The 16,596-nt window shown below is 61.4% G+C and carries 12 protein-coding genes and 1 tRNA gene; 10 read left to right on the forward strand and 3 right to left on the reverse strand.

What is annotated here, in order from left to right; genetic code table 11:
* The first annotated feature begins 127 nt into the window (after nucleotides 1-127).
* From OO730_RS04900 to OO730_RS04910, 3 genes are all read left to right on the forward strand, one after another.
* Nucleotides 128-526 carry a hypothetical protein gene (locus OO730_RS04900; protein ID WP_264983465.1) on the forward strand — a complete coding sequence of 133 codons (399 nt, stop codon included), beginning with the start codon at nucleotides 128-130 and terminating at the stop codon, nucleotides 524-526.
* A gap of 34 nt (nucleotides 527-560) precedes the next feature.
* Nucleotides 561-1,418 carry a hypothetical protein gene (locus tag OO730_RS04905; RefSeq protein WP_264983466.1) on the forward strand — a complete coding sequence of 286 codons (858 nt, stop codon included), beginning with the start codon at nucleotides 561-563 and terminating at the stop codon, nucleotides 1,416-1,418.
* Between the two features lie 241 nt (nucleotides 1,419-1,659).
* Nucleotides 1,660-2,187: a hypothetical protein gene (locus tag OO730_RS04910; protein WP_264983467.1), complete on the forward strand. Its 528-nt coding sequence runs from the start codon at nucleotides 1,660-1,662 to the stop codon at nucleotides 2,185-2,187.
* 63 nt (nucleotides 2,188-2,250) lie between these two features.
* Here OO730_RS04910 and OO730_RS04915 read toward each other — a convergent pair whose 3' ends face one another.
* Together OO730_RS04915 and OO730_RS04920 are read right to left on the reverse strand one after the other, a co-directional pair.
* Nucleotides 2,251-2,592, reverse strand: coding sequence for a hypothetical protein (locus OO730_RS04915; RefSeq protein WP_264983468.1), 342 nt, complete (start codon nucleotides 2,590-2,592; stop codon nucleotides 2,251-2,253).
* A gap of 132 nt (nucleotides 2,593-2,724) precedes the next feature.
* Nucleotides 2,725-3,000, reverse strand: coding sequence for a hypothetical protein (locus OO730_RS04920; RefSeq protein ID WP_264983469.1), 276 nt, complete (start codon nucleotides 2,998-3,000; stop codon nucleotides 2,725-2,727).
* Nucleotides 3,001-3,909: 909 nt separating this feature from the next.
* Between OO730_RS04920 and OO730_RS04925 the strand changes: the two genes are divergently transcribed.
* Nucleotides 3,910-4,077: a helix-turn-helix domain-containing protein gene (locus OO730_RS04925; protein ID WP_264983470.1), complete on the forward strand. Its 168-nt coding sequence runs from the start codon at nucleotides 3,910-3,912 to the stop codon at nucleotides 4,075-4,077.
* Nucleotides 4,078-4,115: 38 nt separating this feature from the next.
* Nucleotides 4,116-5,303 carry a site-specific integrase gene (locus OO730_RS04930; RefSeq protein ID WP_264983471.1) on the forward strand — a complete coding sequence of 396 codons (1,188 nt, stop codon included), beginning with the start codon at nucleotides 4,116-4,118 and terminating at the stop codon, nucleotides 5,301-5,303.
* Nucleotides 5,304-5,380: 77 nt separating this feature from the next.
* Here the strand turns inward: OO730_RS04930 and OO730_RS04935 are convergent.
* Nucleotides 5,381-5,456 (reverse strand) — tRNA-Ala (locus tag OO730_RS04935).
* Nucleotides 5,457-5,625: 169 nt separating this feature from the next.
* On the opposite strand from OO730_RS04935, the gene OO730_RS04940 reads away from it, so the two are divergent.
* The 5 genes from OO730_RS04940 (at nucleotide 5,626) to OO730_RS04960 (ending at nucleotide 16,557) form a co-directional block, all read left to right on the forward strand.
* Nucleotides 5,626-6,030, forward strand: a complete 405-nt coding sequence (locus OO730_RS04940; RefSeq protein WP_264983472.1) for a GNAT family N-acetyltransferase — start codon at nucleotides 5,626-5,628, stop codon at nucleotides 6,028-6,030.
* Between the two features lie 101 nt (nucleotides 6,031-6,131).
* Nucleotides 6,132-6,614: an SH3 domain-containing protein gene (locus OO730_RS04945; RefSeq protein ID WP_264983473.1), complete on the forward strand. Its 483-nt coding sequence runs from the start codon at nucleotides 6,132-6,134 to the stop codon at nucleotides 6,612-6,614.
* Nucleotides 6,611-7,510: a M48 family metalloprotease gene (locus tag OO730_RS04950; protein ID WP_264983474.1), complete on the forward strand. Its 900-nt coding sequence runs from the start codon at nucleotides 6,611-6,613 to the stop codon at nucleotides 7,508-7,510. Before OO730_RS04945 ends, OO730_RS04950 begins: the two co-directional genes overlap by 4 nt.
* Complete coding sequence (locus OO730_RS04955) at nucleotides 7,511-9,613, forward strand: CHASE2 domain-containing protein (RefSeq protein ID WP_264983475.1); 2,103 nt, start codon at nucleotides 7,511-7,513, stop codon at nucleotides 9,611-9,613.
* 392 nt (nucleotides 9,614-10,005) lie between these two features.
* A complete protein-coding gene (locus OO730_RS04960; protein ID WP_264983476.1) occupies nucleotides 10,006-16,557 on the forward strand; it encodes a VCBS domain-containing protein in 6,552 nt (2,183 codons plus the stop codon).
* Nucleotides 16,558-16,596 lie beyond the last annotated feature (39 nt).

The raw sequence follows: 16,596 nt of genomic DNA on the forward strand, positions 1-16,596 counted from the left end.
GACAGGAAAGAGTTTATCTCTTTTTAATCGTTGATTTTTCCTGTTGACGCCACGGCGTTTCGCGCTATGCTGGATGGTTCCGCTGACCAATTTTGGTCCGGCGCAACCAGAGCATGGAGGGATGATAATGATTTCGGAATGCAACCAGCTTCACCGGGCGGACGTTCGGCTTGATCCTGAAAAGCTGCATGGGTTCACCACGGCGTGTGTAGCGCATGGCAACTGCTTCGCTGACGTCTTTTGGGACACCCGCATCTATCTTGAGCGCGACGGGCGGATCACCTTGGAATTCCTGCCGCATGGCGGGACGTTGCATTTCGTCATGTTCGAACTCGACGAATGGTCTCCCGCCGTGACTGCTTCCGCTGACGCTATGCGTCTGTTCACGCGATTCCGCAAGGAACCAGATGACGCTCAAGTGTTCGACATCTTCACCGGTGAACGGCTCCAGGAAGATCAACTGGAGGCGAGACGACATGGATTCATGCACCCCGCTCACGGCTGGGACGAACGACTCGCTTTCTGAGACAAGGACGGAAAAGAAAACAAAGGAGGGAAAAGTGAAAACGAAACGCCTTGGCTGCCGCGAGAACGGTGAGATCGACACACGCGACGCCTACCAGACCGAAATATATTGCTCGTGGCCCGAGTTATTCCAAGCGTCTGATGAACTTGCCCGGCAGATCAATCGTGACGGCGGCCACCTTCGTATATCCGAACCGGGAATGTCGGCCACTGACTGGGCGCACCGGGTCAATGAATACAAACGGCTCGGCCTGATCCCCGGCCCGATCCGGCAGAGGGATCTTAAGTGGGACGGCCTGAAGATCACCCAACTGATCGACAAGCTCTGCCGAATCATGCTGTTCGGCACGCCCGATCTTCAGAATCTGCCAGGGTATGACCCGCTACTGCACGGGGTCCTGACGTGCGACGTAGCCGGATTCTGCCTGCTTGACTCCAAGGAGTACGGCAGGGCTCCACAGGCCTTGGTCGGAAGTATCTCGCATATCGACAACCTGCGGCTGGTTCCAGAGACGCCTCCCGCCCAACGGCGTCGGGGTCCGATACGAACGCCCGCGACGGTAGCCAGGCTCGGAATCGAGCTTTACGGGACCGAGAACCTGCCCGAGAAGACAATCCTGTCGAAAGGCGTTCCTGACAACGGCTTCTGCCGCATCTCGACTCACTGCCTGTTCTGCGGAACCCCGATCAAGGTCCGAGGGCTGTTGCGGAATGGGAAACCCCATTACGAGGTCGACACGCAGCCGACCTGCGACCATCTTCGGCTCCGGATGGAACCGACGTCCGATGGGGAGCATCACGAACTGCTCGTCATCCACGAACAGCAGCTCAAGTCCCCGGGCGGGACCGAGGCTGCCGAACGGCACGAGGCCGGCAGGGGCGGCAGCGGTTAGCCTCTGGCGCCCCCCCCACCGTCTGGAAGCGGCCCCATTGCGGGCCGCTTTTTTCTGATCATAATCACTTTCGGAAACAATCTTCTTGCTGCGGCCCGGTACCGCTCCGGGCATCTGGCGGAAGGAACCGCCTGCACCGCAGGCGTTTCCCCATATTCATGGGAAGACCAAAAAAATTTCAAAGGGCTCTTGCGCGGGAAAATACCGGCGCGGTATATTGGGAAGAAAAAGGAGAATATCCATGGCATTGAAACGATTTCTTTCCGACCAGCCAAATGGTGGCCCGATGCAGCCGGTGACCGTTTGCTTTACGCTCGCACCGGGACACGATCCCCAGCCGGGACTTTCGCACGGCCCGGCCATGGAAACCAGGGGATGGACCGGGGAAATGAAAGGCGTGCTCCACATGGGAATGCACGACATGGTGTTTGGCGACCGGTACCAACACTTGGCGCTTGATGACGCACCGCCTTTCAGCATTCCCAAGACAATCGAAACCGAACTGCCCGTGAACACCATGATTTCTGCGGGTGCAAAGGTGACGTTCGCGAACGGGGAAAGATTCTGCGCCCAGGCTGCGGGGATCGTCTGGCCGACCACCACCCCTGTGTCCATCACCGTTGACAGGTATGGCGTCCGGGTAACGATCGAATTGCTTGGCATCCACCTTCTGCCGAACCATGACATGGTCGGCGTGTCGATCCTGCGGTTTTTTCAAGATCAGTTCGGCCGGGACAAATTGCGTGATCTCATTTCCAAGGTGAAGTGACGCCACGGGGCATCACAAAAAAACAGCGGCGTGAAGCCGCTGTTTCTCTCGCCCGGTCCGGTCTCATTCCACGGGAATATCCGCCCACCCCCGGATATGGAGACAAATTCTGACTTTTCCCGGCCAAGAACTCTCCATTCCTCCTGCATCCACCAACTCCGTCAGCATCTTGTAGAACCCCGCGACGGTCATATCGATGTCCTCGATGTGCTCCGCAGTGACCGGCATGTCGGCACCGCTAACCACCGAAGAAGACCTGGCGTGATCCTCAACCTGGATGCTATCATCAATGAGGCATACCGATCCGCGCTGGATAGAGCAGGCGGAAAATGCCCGCGCCATATCGTGCCGTGTGGGGTTATCGATCAATTTCCCGATCATCTCGTACTTTTCAGAATCCGTCATATCTTTCCTAATTTCCTGCGTCTGCAAGCTTTTTTCATTTAATCCTTTTATTTCCTTTTTCCTTTCCTTCGCCCGACAGGGCGGATCCTTTGCCGCCCCCGCCAGGGGGCGGCTGATCCTTTCCAGACGCGCTCAGTCGTCCCACATCGACGAAGAGGACATGTCGTCCCCCAACGAGGAATCATCCCAGTCGTACGAGTCATCATCGCCGATCGAATCGTCGTGATGAATGTTGTAAATGAGATAGCTTCGCGCAGGATCCGTGACGTCGTCAAAAACGCCGACAACGTCGTCATCGTCCCTCCTGCCATTCGCGATGGTCCGGTTGCCGTCCATGCCGAAGATGGCGGCCAAGGCAATGAGGCCTACGCAAAACACTACCCCCAAAGTCACCAAAACAATTTCCATCCGTTCGCTCCTTTCCTTTTTCATTGAACCAAAGTGCATTGTCGCGCGTCTCCGCGAGAGAGCCCAGCGTTTTCTGCAGATTTTCTGGCACAACCTTCTCTTTTTCCTCCTTTTTCATCTTTTTGGCCGCGCACGGCAAATCCGATCGTCCGAGGGTGAGGCGAGATGGTTGGGAGCACCCTCTCCGGCGGGGGGAAAGATTGTCTCGCGTTGTACGCCAACGACTTCCGGTTTTGCCGATACCGATTAGCTCGGGGGCGTCCGAACAGTTGATGACAATCTTTGAATCCTTTTCTTGGGGTTGCTGGCAACACTTCCAGATCCCCGGATCGGACAATGAAAAAGTGGTCGTTTTTGATCAAAAACGACCACTTTTCGTAAAACGCATCCTTTTGGCCAGACATGAACGGAATTGAATTTCCGGCTCGTTTTGATCAATCGGAACCGTTTTATACAAACTAGGCCCAAAGGCATCCGATTTATTCAGGCTAGGCATGAGGTGCAAGGAAAGGCGGCTACTGAGAACGGCTGGGAAATGGTTGGGGAAGGACTCTGGGATATCTTTCGGTATATATTCCTCATCTACGCCCGAGAGGCCGCCTCCGGATTGCCGGATCCCTCCCTGACATGCCTCATGGCTTGCTGGCCGCTTTTCCGACTTAGGCCAACCCAACCAGCCAGATTATTCCGGTGGCAACCTCCAGAGGTTTTCCTCCATTTCAGTCCATTTTCTTTTTTTCAAAAAAAAGCATCCGACCCCCCTTCCGACATTTGACTTTCATTTCTCCGACGGTGTCAAACTGGACTGTTGGCCGAGTTTTGATGAGCAACCTCAACCGAAGGGGAAGTGGAAACGGATACGCTACGGCGGTAGGAGGCTTTACGTTCCGTTCCTATGGAAACCACACCATGTCCGATGCACCGCAGCTTTTGACCATCCAGGAAACCGCCTGCCTTTTGCGGGTACACCGCGCGACCATTTCCCGCCTGATCGGGGCTGGCGCGTTACCGTGTATCGCGGTAGGATCACGTCGGCTGGTCCTGGAAGCGGACCTGCTGACGTTCATTGAAAACTGAAGAAGCTTGGCGGCGAACAGTCCGAAGGAGGGATAGCCATGGCTACCGTTACTATCGCGACCCGTTCGCTGAAAAAAGGAAAAGCGTACGTCATCCACTATAAGGACCCGAATACGGGCAAAAAGGAATACCACAAGACGTACAGGCGGAAAGACCTGGCTCAGGAAGAAGTCAATCGGGTACGCACCCTGATTGATAGCGGCAGATTACCGACCAAGGAAACCCGGCAGCCCAAGCAGCAAGCCCTGCCCACCTTTGGGCAGGCTGCCCTGCTGTGCCAAACAGAATGGGACCGTAAGCTGGGGGAAGGCAAAATCGGAGCCACAAGCCATGAAGGGTATGGCTACCTGCTTGCTCCGATTCTGGATAAGTGGAAGCACACCCTGCTCCATGACCTCGACGAAGACACTATTCGGGACTACCGAATCGACATCGCCGAAAAGACCAAGGCGAAGCTGGTGGCCAAGGGCGAAGAAGGCAAGAACTGTAACGTGCTGGCCAACCGTCGCTTGTTCGTCATCAAGCAGGTGTTCGCCATGGCTGCGAAGCAAGGCTTGGTTGACAAGGACATTGCGCGGGACATCCCCTACCTGTCGGAAAAGGACAGTGAACGGAAGAACGCCCAGAAGCCGCTTGAGATCGAGAAGCTCCTTGAGGTGGCCCGCCAGCGCAGGGCGAAACATTACCTGCCCCTGGCGATCCTGCTGGCGGTCGAACACGGATGCAGCACCCAGGAAGTCCTCAGCCTTCGGAGGTCCGATGTGGACCTTGCGGAAAACCACATCACGTTCCACCGGACAAAAAACGGGGTGACCCGAACCCACCGGATCATGCCCCGTACCCGTGAAGCTCTCGCGGCCCGGTTGGAGCATGTGACCCGGTATCGGGAAAAACGCGGCGTGAAAGTCAAGGGGGATTACGTGATCGGCAACATGGATGGCACCCCGTTCAAGTCGATCCGAACCGCCTGGGAAGGATTGTGCAAGGACCACGACTTCGACGACCTGCACTTCCATGACCACCGCCACACTTACTGTACCAACGCGCTGAAAGCGGGTTGCACGCTCAAGGAGACCAACGTCATGATCGGCCACAAGACCTTGCGCATGACGGACCGCTACAGCCACCTTGAAGGGGTGCTGGAAGACGGCCCGCAGGACCGTCTGGCCACCCGCTACGCCATGACCGGCACCGAAAACGGTCCGTCGGAAGCGGCGGACACATAGCGGACATATTCCTGAAATCCGCCATCAGGCACGAAAAAAGGGTTCCAAGTATTTACTTGAAACCCTTAACTTTCTAGTGGTGGAGCTGGAGGGAATCGAACCCACGACCTCTTGAATGCCATTCAAGCGCTCTCCCAACTGAGCTACAGCCCCACGCTGTTGGGAAAGCCAAATTGCTCAAACTCGCGCCCGTTGTCAACGGAAATCTTAGCCTAAATCACTTCCATGATGTCGCGCATATCAAATCATACGAACAATATATTGGACATATCAATGTCGTTTTTTCAAGGTGTCGTAGCATGTTGCAACCCAGGGAGGAATCATGGGAATCACTTATCGCGACACCAGGGACATTGACCGGGATGTATTGCAGGACCTGTTCCTGGCTCTTGAATGGGACTCCGGAAACCATCCGGACAGGCTGGCCAGGGCCATGGCGGCCTCGGCTTCGGTGTTCACGGCCTGGGACGGGGAGCGGCTCATCGGGCTGGTCAGCGTCCTCTCGGACGGGTTCATGGCCGCATATATACATTATGTATTGGTCAGGCCCGAATACCAGGGGCAAGGCATCGGGCAACGCCTCCTGTCCATGGTCGACCGAACATATGGCGACGTGCTGACCAAGGTCCTGGTCTCCAACGGGACCGCAGTGGGTTTCTACGAACGGTGCGGCTTCCGCCCGGCCCCTGACAAGACGCCCATGTTTTTGACCTCGCTTGCAGTTTGAAACGCTGATTCCCCTTACGTTTTAATACGTTGTGCATGGCACGGGTTTTCTGCTATGCATGATTCAGTTCGCCCCATCAGATTGGGCGGGGAGGAGGGGACATGAAAAGATTTCCGACAGCGACAGCCGGGCTGACCTTGCTGCTCGCCGCCACGGCGGCAGTAGCCCTGGCCGCGCAAATGATGAGCGTCCAGGTCCGGTCGGGCCAGCTGCGGGACAAGCCCGCGTTCCTGAGCAAGGTGGTCTGCAGCCTGGCCTACGGCGACCGGGTCGCCCTTTCCGACGAAAAGGGCGACTGGCGCAAGGTAGCTCCGGCCAAGGGCGGCGCGCCGGGGTGGATGCACGTCTCGGCCCTGTCCGAACAGGTGATCATCCTCAATCCGACGGACAAGGACGTGGAGGCCGCAGCCAGCTCCGACGAGCTCGCCCTGGCGGGCAAGGGGTTCAACAAACAGGTCGAGGACCAGTACCGGTCCCAGTCCCGCCTGGACTATTCCAAGGTCGACGAGATGGAGAAGATAGTTGTCCCGCCCAACCTCATCCGGGACTTCCTGCAAAAGGGCGGCCTGGGAGGTGGACAATGAATCGCAGGCAATTCATCAAAGCCGCGTCCATCCTGACGCCGGCCCTGATCGGCTCCACCGCCACCCTGTCCCTCGCCTCATTCCTGGACGACCTGACCGACGTGGTGCCCGACGAGGTGACCTCGGTCTTCAAGAGCGGCAAGAAGATCGTCTCCGGCTTCGACGACATCACCCCCGAGCAGGAGCATTACCTCGGCCGCTCCGTGGCCGCCGTGATCCTGTCCCGGTATCCCTATTCCCAGCACCGCTCCGCACAGAAATACGTCAACCTCCTGGGGCAGTCCCTGGCCCAGGTGTCCGACCGTCCCGAGACCTTCGGCGGGTATCATTTCCTGGTGCTGGACTCCGACGAGATCAACGCCCTGTCCGCACCCGGCGGATTCATCTTCGTGACCAAGGGGCTTATCCGCTGCTGCAGGACCGAAGACGCCATGGCCGCCATCCTGGCCCATGAGATCGGGCATGTGCAGCGCCAACACGGGTTGCAGGCCATCCAGGAGTCACGCATCACCGACGGCGTGACCACCCTGGCCATCGTGGGCACCTCCACCATGGCCGGCGGCACGCTGGGCGAGCTGACCCAGACCTTCGACGACTCCATCAAGGACATCACCACGACCATGATCGACAGCGGCTACTCCCGCTCCTTCGAAAACGAGGCCGACGCCGACAGCGTGACCATCATGCAGCGCATCGGATACGACCCCAACGCCGTCATCGACATGCTCAAGGAGATGCAGGTGCGTCTCAAGCCCGACGGCAAGGGGTTTGCCAAGACCCATCCCAGCCCCGGGGACCGCATCAAGACGGTGCAGAAAATTCTCGGCGGCTACAAACAGCCCGCAGAGTCCAATGCCCGCGCCGCACGGCTGGCGAGCATGACCAAGGGTCTGTAGATGCGAGCATTCCGCAACGGGTTGGCAGGGGTCGTGATCGGCTGCGTGGCCGCGCTCCTGGCCGTGGGAGCCCTCCACTTCGGCAAGCTCGAACACCTTGAGGGCATCACTTTCGACCTGCGCGCCCGCGCCCTGGCCCGACCCGGCCCGGCCACGGACGACATCCGCATCATCCTGCTGGACCAGAAATCCCTGGACTGGGCCAAGGAGGCCTTCGGGCTCGGCTGGCCATGGCCCCGTCAGGCCTACGCGCCGGTGGTGGACTTCTGCCGCCGGGCCGGTGCCGCCTCCCTGGCCTTCGACGTGGTCTACACCGAACCCTCCGTCTACGGCGTGGCCGACGACAAGGTCCTGAGCGACGCCTTCACGGCCTTCGGCAAAGTGATCCTGGCCGCTGATTTCGCCAACCGCGACGGCTCGGCCACCACCTGGCCCGACCATGTGAAAACCCCCGGCCTGACGGCCAGGAACCAGCCTCCGGCCAAACCGGCCAAGGTGGCCACCTTTCCCATCCCGGACCTGGCATCGGGCGCGGCAGGAGTGGGCAATGTGTCCGCCAACCCCGACCCGGACACCGTGTACCGGCGCATCCCGCTCCTGGTCCGGTTCGACGACGCCCTGGTCCCGGCCCTGCCCCTGGCGGCCAAGCTCGCGGCCCACCCCGAACCCCTCGCCTTCGGACCCGGCAGCCTGGCCGTGGGCAAGGTAATCATCCCGGTATCGCGCCAGGGAGAGGCCATCCTCAACTACCGCAATACCGGTGCGTACAGGACCTACAGCGCCGCCGCCGTCATGGAAAGCGGACTGCGGCTGGCCGACGGCAAGGCCTCCCACTTGGCCCTGTCCGACTTCCGGGGCAAGCACGTCTTCTTCGGTTTTTCGGCCACAGGGCTCTACGACCTGCGGCCCACGCCCATGGGCGGGGTCTCCCCCGGGGTGCTGATCAACGCAACTGCCCTGGACAACCTGCTGTCAGGCGACTTCATGCGCCCCCTGCCCTTCGAGCTCGACGCGGCCACGACCATCCTCTTCGCCGTGCTGGCGGGGTTGAGCGTGACCGTCATCCGCAACCTGTGGTTCACCATCGGCGCGTCCGGCCTGGCCCTGGTGGGCCCGGTCCTGTTCGCCATGGTCGCCTATCGCATGAACATCTGGTCCGGCCTGGCCGTGCAGCTCACCGGCTCCCTGACCGCCCTGTTCCTGGCCGGGGCATACAAATACGCCACCGAGGGCCGCCGGAAACAGTTCATCAAGTCCGCCTTCCGGCACTATCTCAGCCCCCAGGTCATCGACCAGCTGCTCAAGGACCCCGACCGCCTCACCCTGGGCGGGGAACGGCGGGAGCTGACCATCTTCTTCTCCGACCTGGAAGGGTTCACCTCCATCTCCGAGGTGCTGTCCCCCGAGGAACTGACCTCCGTGCTCAACGACTACCTGACCGCCATGACGGACATCATCCAGGAGACCGGCGGCACGGTGGACAAATACGAGGGCGACGCCATCATCGCCTTCTGGAACGCGCCGGTGGACCAGCCGGATCACGGGTTGCGCGGCGTGACGGCCGCCCTGCGCTGTCAGGAGAAGCTGGCCGAGATGCGCCCTGCCCTGAAGGAACGGACCGGCAAGGAGTTCCGCATGCGCATCGGCCTGAACACCGGCCCGGCCGTGGTCGGCAATCTCGGCTCCCACACCCGCTTCGACTACACCATGCTCGGGGACTCGGTGAACCTGGCCGCCCGCCTGGAATCCATCAACAAGCAGTTCGGCACCTACATCATGCTCTCGCAGACCACCCTGGACCAACTGGACAACGCCGTCCCGGTCCGGGAACTCTCCCGCCTCCGCGTGGTCGGCAAATCCGAAGCCGTGACCGTGTTCGAGCCCCTGACCAAGGCCGACCTCCTGCTCCGGCAGGACATCCTGCCGCACTTCGCCAAGGGACTCGAACTCTTCTATGCGGGCGATTTCACCAAGGCCATCGCCTACTTCGCGGTGGTCGCCGACACGGACCCCGCCTCAGCCGCCTATGTTGCCAAGTGCAAGGAATTACAGGCTATAAAACCGGCCAATTGGGACGGAGTCTGGACCATGACCCGGAAATGATTTTCAGCCCTCCCCCCAGGAGGACTTTCACCACATCGGACGGGCCATCTTTTTCCGATCTTTCCGATATGGAATTAAACAATCAATATTTTCAGGGCATTGCCTGGCGCATCAGCGACAGCACAGACAGGGAAAACTCCTCTCCTCTCTCCAAGTTTTCAACATCAACCTGTTGAAAACTTTTTCCACTACTCGTTAATTCGCTGACAACAGAGAATGCCATTCCGGCGTTAATCTGGGGCCTTGGACGCGGACATCTTTCTTTTCAACAGCGCAAGCTCTTGAGTTATAGGACTATTTCTTCGTTGACACATGACTGTTGAGATATTATAAAACAAGTAATGCTTACGACTGTAAATTCCTGACCTAAAAAATATAACGTGGAGGTCATCATGGCCGATCCCATCACCCAAATACTTCAAGTATCCCTGCCCGGAGCCGGTCAGACCGGCACCTATACGCTGACGGCGGATACTCCCGTAAAGTTCGCTTTTGATCTTTCGGAAGCGGTCTTTACCGGCGTCAATGGAAACCTGGAAATCGCCGTTGAAGGCGGTGGAACGGTAATTCTCGAAAACTATAAGGCTTTGGCCGAGTCCGGCGTCCTGCCCCCGTTCGAGACCCTGGACGGCGAGCAGGTGGCGGGCGACGTCTACCTTTTCGCCTTCACGGAAACCGAAGAGACGGCAGAAGACCTGGAAACCGCAGCTGACGGCGCGGCCGGAGGCTCCGGCGCGGGCGAGTATTCCGACGACCCCGGCAGCCTGTTCGACGGCCTGGACGCCCTGGGCGGCCAGGGAGACGCCTTTGCTCCCCAGGCCTTTGACGTCGCGGAAGAGATCGACGGCCTGACCCTGTCTGCACAGGCGCCCGTAGCCGGCGACGACGCCAATCAGGTGGACGAAGCGGGCGATCCCGACCTCTACGTCAACTTCGACGATCCCGAATCCCACATCCGGCTCTCCGGCGGACAGGGAACCGAACGCTCCGCCTCCGGCGGGGGCGAGTTCTTCCCCCTGGCGTCCATGGGCGGCGGTGAGGGCGGCTTCGTGATCGATTATCCCGACGCGCCGCAAGTCGATACGATCATCGACGGCAACGTCATCCTCGGCGACGCCAACGGCGGCGTGGCCGACGATGACCCCGACGGCTCCCGGGCCGACCTGCGCATGAACACCATCGATTACACCGGCGTCGACTTCAACGGGCAGAACCCCGGCCCAACGGATGTCCCGGACAACGGGTCCCAGACCGTGGCCGGCAAGTACGGCACCCTGGTCATAAACTCCGACGGCTCCTACACCTACACCCTGGACCAGTCCCTGGCCGACGAGCTCGAAGAGGGCGAGACCTTTGACGAGGTCTTCCAGTACAACATCGTGGATCCCGGCGGCCTGGTGTCCAACACGGCCACCCTGACCGTGACGGTGCATGGCTTCAACGACGCCCCGGTGGCCGAAGCCGACACCAGCGACACGGCCATGGAGGACGGCGACTCGGACATCCCCTTCGAGACCGAAGGCGGCGGGGAATTCGTCTTCTCGGAAGGCCCGTTCGCAGCCACCGGCAACGTCCTGGCCAACGACTGGGACGTGGACGATATCGACTACCCCGAGGGCGATGACCCGAACACGCCGGAACTGGAAGGAACCACCGGCCTGTTCGTGGTGGGCATCTACTCCCACGCGAACCAGACCGTTCAATTCCAGCTGCCTGCGGGCGGCGATTTCGGTCAGGCGGCCACCGATCCCAACGCAGTCTGGAACGTGGCCGCATCCCCGGATGCGACCCTCACCCTTGCGGGCAGGTTCGGCACCCTGGTCATGGGTTCCGACGGCCAGTACACCTACACTCCGTATGCCGACGGCGAAAGTTCCGCCCTTGAAGCGCTGAACTACGACAACCCCGGCTATGAACAGTTCTCCTATGCCATCATGGACGACTCCGGCGCGTTCAGCTACAGCTCCATCACCTTCAAGGTGAACGGGGCCAACGACGCGCCCGAGGCGACCAACGACGTGGCAGAAGTCGTGGAATTCGGTGCCGAGCACTTCGCCGCCCTGGGCGGCGCGGCCCTGACCGACCAGTCGGAAATCGACGCGGTCAGCACCGTTATCGGCAACGTGCTCGCCAACGACGAGGACGTGGACGACGCCGACCTGGTCAACGAACCCACCGAGACCCCCGGGGTCTTTGTGGCCGACGCATACACCAAGAACACCGACGGCTCCGTCAAGGAAACCTTCGACGTCTACAACGACACCGAGGACTCCGACGGCACCACGGCCCAACAGGTCGTGCTTCAGGGCCTTTACGGCACCCTGACCATAGCCGCGGACGGCAGCTACACTTACGTGGTGGACAACGACAACCCCGACGTCAACGTCCTGAACACCGACCAGTCCCTGACCGACACCTTCTACTACACCGCCCGCAACGCCTACGGCGACGGGGTGGAGAGTGCGGAGGCGTCCCTCGACATCACCATCAACGGCACCAACGACGCGCCCACCGACGCGGACTTCTTCGTGGCGGGCGACCTCGGCGCCGAGGGCGGCATCGCCATCCCGTTCTCCCGGTTCAACGAAAACATCACCGACCCCGAGGACGATCATACCGGCACGGATTCCTCCTTCCGGATCGAGTCCCTGCCCGAGGGCGGCACCCTTTACTACGACGGCAATGAAGTGCAGATCGGCGAGATCTACGACCTCGACGATCCCATCGGCCAGTTCACCTACGTGGCCGACCCCGACGTGCACAACGGGGTGTTGCTCGGCTCCCGCGAGGCGGCCGACGCAGACCTGTCCACCTGGGGCGACGCGGTGAACAACTCCACCCGCCAAATGACCGTGGACCTGGACGGTGACGGCAACGACGACGTGACCATCACCACCAGCATCAGCAGCGGCTCCCTCAAGGTCTTCGACAACCAGGCCAACCACATCGGCCACGGCCTGGCCAACCCGAGCCGCAACGGCATCGACATGGGCGAGACCCTGTCAGTCGACTTCAACGGCGCAGCAGTCGCCTATGCGGAGATCGGCTTCGACGGCCTGGGCGACTACTTCAACCCGGACAGCCAGCAGGACGCCTTTGCGACCTGGGTGGCCTACAACGGCAGCGAAGTGGTGGCCTGGGGAACGGTCAACAACGACGAGATGAGCTACTCCCTCGATCCCGCCGTGCCCACCACCCATGAAGGCTGGCTGAACGCCACGCTGCAGTCCGCCGACTACGACGGCGTGTCCGGCAACCGGGGCGACCTCTTCCAGTCCTTTGTCCTGAACCAGGACATCCTGAACGGCGCGACCTTCGACCGGTTGGAATTCGGCACCACCGAAGACGGCGCCCGAGACTGGAACGCCAATTGGGAACTGCGCTACGTGGACGTGGAGTTCGCGGGCGACCACACCTTCACCTACACCGCGATGGACGCCGACGGCCAGACCGATACGGGCATCTACGACGGCCCGGCCACGGTCACCATCCTGCCCGGCACCGCCATCAATGAAGCCCCCGAGGCCGAACCCGACCTCCTGGTCACCAATGAGGACGCAGCGCCCTCCTACGGTTCCGTTGCCCTCAACGACACGGACTTCGACGACACGACCTCCGAGCTGACCTTCGTCCTGAACGAGCCCGCTCCCGTGGGCCTGACCTTCAACGCTGACGGCACCTACGAGTTCGATCCCTCCTCCTACCAGTATCTGCCCAAGGGCGATCAGGTGGAATTCGAGCTCGACTACACGGTCTACGACAACGGCGTACCCGTTGAGAACGCCTCCAGCACACTGACCATCACGGTGCTCGGACTCAACGATCCGCCGACTCTGGACCTGGCGTCGGACGACGCACAGATCACGTTCGTCAGCCAGAACGCTGGTTACGTGAACATGCTCGGCGTCTACCACATGGTCAACGGCGTGCCCACCGAACCGGAAATCATCATCGAGGACTCCAAGGACGTCCAGAGCGGCGAGGTGCTGGCCACCTACGCCGAGGACGACAACTTCGGCTTCTTCCTGATCCCCAACGGCGGCAACGCCAACCTGCCCGACGGCGACATGGAATTCGTCCAGAACCCCGACAGTTCCTGGGCCCTGTCCATCGGCGGACAGACCGTAGACATCCAGTTCGACTATGCGGGCTTCAACCCCGCAGGCGAAGAGCCGACCTTCCTGGTCCAGTCCCAGTCCGACGGCACCTGGCGCGTCATGACCGACGACCAGCTGTCCGGCAGCGACGATGACGACTTCAACGACCTGATCGTGGAAGTCGACCCCGGCGTCAGCGGCCTGGGCTACGCGGACGTGTACACGGAAAACGACCCGCCCATCGCCATGACGGGCAACGTGGACATCGACGATATCGACAACGGGGCCTTCATCTCCAAGGCCACCGTCACCTACATGCCCATGGACGACAACGACGTCATCACCGTCCCTGCGGGCTGGACGGTCACTTCGACCACCGACCCCGGCACGGGCATGGTCACCCTGACCATCACCCCCGAAGCGGGCATCGGCACCTACGAGTCCCTGCTGGGCGGCATGACCTTCGCCAACACCTCGGAAGACCCGGTGGGCGGCGACCGCGTGTTCACCTTCGTGGTCACCGACGACCAGGGCGCGGAATCCAACCCGGCCACCTCGACCATCACCGTGGTCCCGGTGAACGACGGCCCCGTGGCCGTTGACGACACCGGCAACGCCGCAGGCAACCAGCCCTCGGACGGCGGGACCGGCGACGGCGCCTTCGTCCTCATCGCCCAGGAACTGGGCGACGGCGGATGGGTCGGCGCCCAGGTCTCGGAATGGGGTTCCGGCGGCGGCACCCACCACGGCGTCTGGGCCAGCGACGACGAAAACGGCAACGACCGGCAGATCGAGAACGAGGGACCGGCCGAACGGCTGCTCATCCAGTTCAACGACGGCCAGTCATCGGTTGACCTGACCATCACCAGCCAGGGCGGCGGCCAGGGCATGGCCGAGGCCTGGGACATGAACGGCGACCCCATCCCGGCGGCCGACCTTCAGCAGTCCCTGCACGGCAACGTGCTGACCGTGACCTCCACCGGCGCGGCCATCGGCACCGTCATCCTCATGGCCGACGGCGCCAAGGGCTCCGTCAACCTGAAGGACGTGGACTCCACCCCGGCCGGGCCCGGCACGGTCGACCCCGTGATCGTGGAAGGCAACGTGCTTGCCAACGACTGGGATCCCGACGACGCCGACTACCCCGAGACCGGACCGTTCCCAGGCGGCAACACCGACCTGACCGTCACCGGCATCTCGGTCGGCAACCACGACAACCTGACCGACGCCGAGTACGACCAGCTTCTGGCCACCGGCGGATTCGACCCCGATTCCGGCACCCTGTCCCTGACCGACGACGGCCAGGGGGCAACCATCGCCGGGACCAACGGCACGCTGGTCATCGACGCGGAAGGCCACTACACCTACACCCCCAATCCCGGGGCGACCGGTGAAATCACGGACATCTTCACCTACCAGATCGCCGATCCGGACGGTGCGGTGGACTACGGCCTGATCAACATAAGCATAACGGCAAACGAAGCCCCGGTGGCCGCGCATGACGGCGAACAGATATTCGTCGACACCGACGCCGGGACCTCCGCCTACCTGCTCACCGAGCAGTTCTCCGGAAGCCCCGAGTCCGTTCACCTGACCGACGCCTCCTCCGGCCTCGGCGCGACCCTGTCCGGCTTCACCGGCAGGATCGAGGACGGGCCGGACGCATGGGATGCGGCCAGCCTCGGACAGGAAGGGCGCAACGCCGTCACCGGCGGCACGGGCAGCGACTTCTACGCCACCGGCGTGGCGGTCGGTGACCAGGAAATCGACGGCGACACCGGCGTTCGCGGCGAAACTGAAGTGCTCCTCGTCACCCTGGACAGCGCGGCCAAGTCAGTGACCCTGACCCTCGAGGCCCTGTTCTGGAACAAGGGCGAGCACGAGGGCGCGTTCGCCCAGGCCTACGACGAATCCGGCAACGCGCTCGGCGACCCCGTCTATATCCGGGGCACCAGCATCGGGCGGCCCTCGGTCACCCTGGACGCCTTCGAATACAACGGGGCCATCGCAAAGGTCGCCCTGTTCACCGACGGCGGCAACAAGTCCGACTTCCTGCTCCGCGGGGTGGACTACGAAGTGGCCGACCTGTCGCAGCTGAACCCCGTTGACGGCAACGTGCTCGCCAACGACTATGACCCGGAAGCGGGCGACCTGGACGTCACCGCGCTGGCCAGCGTGGACACCGACGGTTCCGTCCTCGGCCACGCCATGCGCGTGGAAGGCGACCTGATCATCGAAGGACAGCACGGAACGCTGACCATCGACATGGAAACCGGCGAATACCGGTACGAGCCGGGCTTCTCCGCCCTCGGACTGAACGAGAGCGCCACCGACTCCTTCCGCTACACCGTCGAAGACGGAAGCGGCAACACGGACGAGGCGTTCCTCGAGTTCTCCATCCATGTGGACGCCAACGACATGACCAGCCCCGTGCTCGAGATCAGCGGCGGCACCTCCGCCACACTGACCGGCACCGACGGCAACGACGTCGTTCCCGGCTACAACAACTCGACCATCATCACCGGCGAGGGCCATGACGCCATCGTCATAGACCCGCAATACCTGTCCGACACCGGCGACAACACCGTCAACATCGACGACTTCAGCGATCACGACGGACTGGACCTCGGCAACCTGATCGGCGCCTCGGTGGAGATCACCTCCACGGCGCACGACGTCAGCCTGGTCTTCACCGACATCGACGGCTCCGACGACATCGTGGTCAACCTCATGGGCGTCAACCCCGCCAACGTAGGCGTGGACGAAACCCACGAGATCACGACTTCCGAAGAGTTGAACCAGGTAATCCAGGGGATTATCGACTCCGGCAACGACAACATACTGTAACACCAACCGGGCCCGGCCACGTGGCCGGGCCCGGAAAAT

Source organism: Pseudodesulfovibrio portus (assembly GCF_026000375.1).
In the GTDB taxonomy this organism is placed as follows: domain Bacteria; phylum Desulfobacterota; class Desulfovibrionia; order Desulfovibrionales; family Desulfovibrionaceae; genus Pseudodesulfovibrio; species Pseudodesulfovibrio portus.

Bases quoted from the DNA above. Each gene is read 5' to 3' on its own strand.
- OO730_RS04900 (WP_264983465.1), top strand. From the start codon at position 128: ATGATTTCGGAATGCAACCAGCTTCACCGGGCGGACGTTCGGCTTGAT.
- OO730_RS04910 (WP_264983467.1), top strand. From the start codon at position 1,660: ATGGCATTGAAACGATTTCTTTCCGACCAGCCAAATGGTGGCCCGATG.
- OO730_RS04915 (WP_264983468.1), bottom strand. From the start codon at position 2,592: ATGACGGATTCTGAAAAGTACGAGATGATCGGGAAATTGATCGATAAC.
- OO730_RS04920 (WP_264983469.1), bottom strand. From the start codon at position 3,000: ATGGAAATTGTTTTGGTGACTTTGGGGGTAGTGTTTTGCGTAGGCCTC.
- OO730_RS04925 (WP_264983470.1), top strand. From the start codon at position 3,910: ATGTCCGATGCACCGCAGCTTTTGACCATCCAGGAAACCGCCTGCCTT.
- OO730_RS04930 (WP_264983471.1), top strand. From the start codon at position 4,116: ATGGCTACCGTTACTATCGCGACCCGTTCGCTGAAAAAAGGAAAAGCG.
- OO730_RS04940 (WP_264983472.1), top strand. From the start codon at position 5,626: ATGGGAATCACTTATCGCGACACCAGGGACATTGACCGGGATGTATTG.
- OO730_RS04945 (WP_264983473.1), top strand. From the start codon at position 6,132: ATGAAAAGATTTCCGACAGCGACAGCCGGGCTGACCTTGCTGCTCGCC.
- OO730_RS04950 (WP_264983474.1), top strand. From the start codon at position 6,611: ATGAATCGCAGGCAATTCATCAAAGCCGCGTCCATCCTGACGCCGGCC.
- OO730_RS04955 (WP_264983475.1), top strand. From the start codon at position 7,511: ATGCGAGCATTCCGCAACGGGTTGGCAGGGGTCGTGATCGGCTGCGTG.
- OO730_RS04960 (WP_264983476.1), top strand. From the start codon at position 10,006: ATGGCCGATCCCATCACCCAAATACTTCAAGTATCCCTGCCCGGAGCC.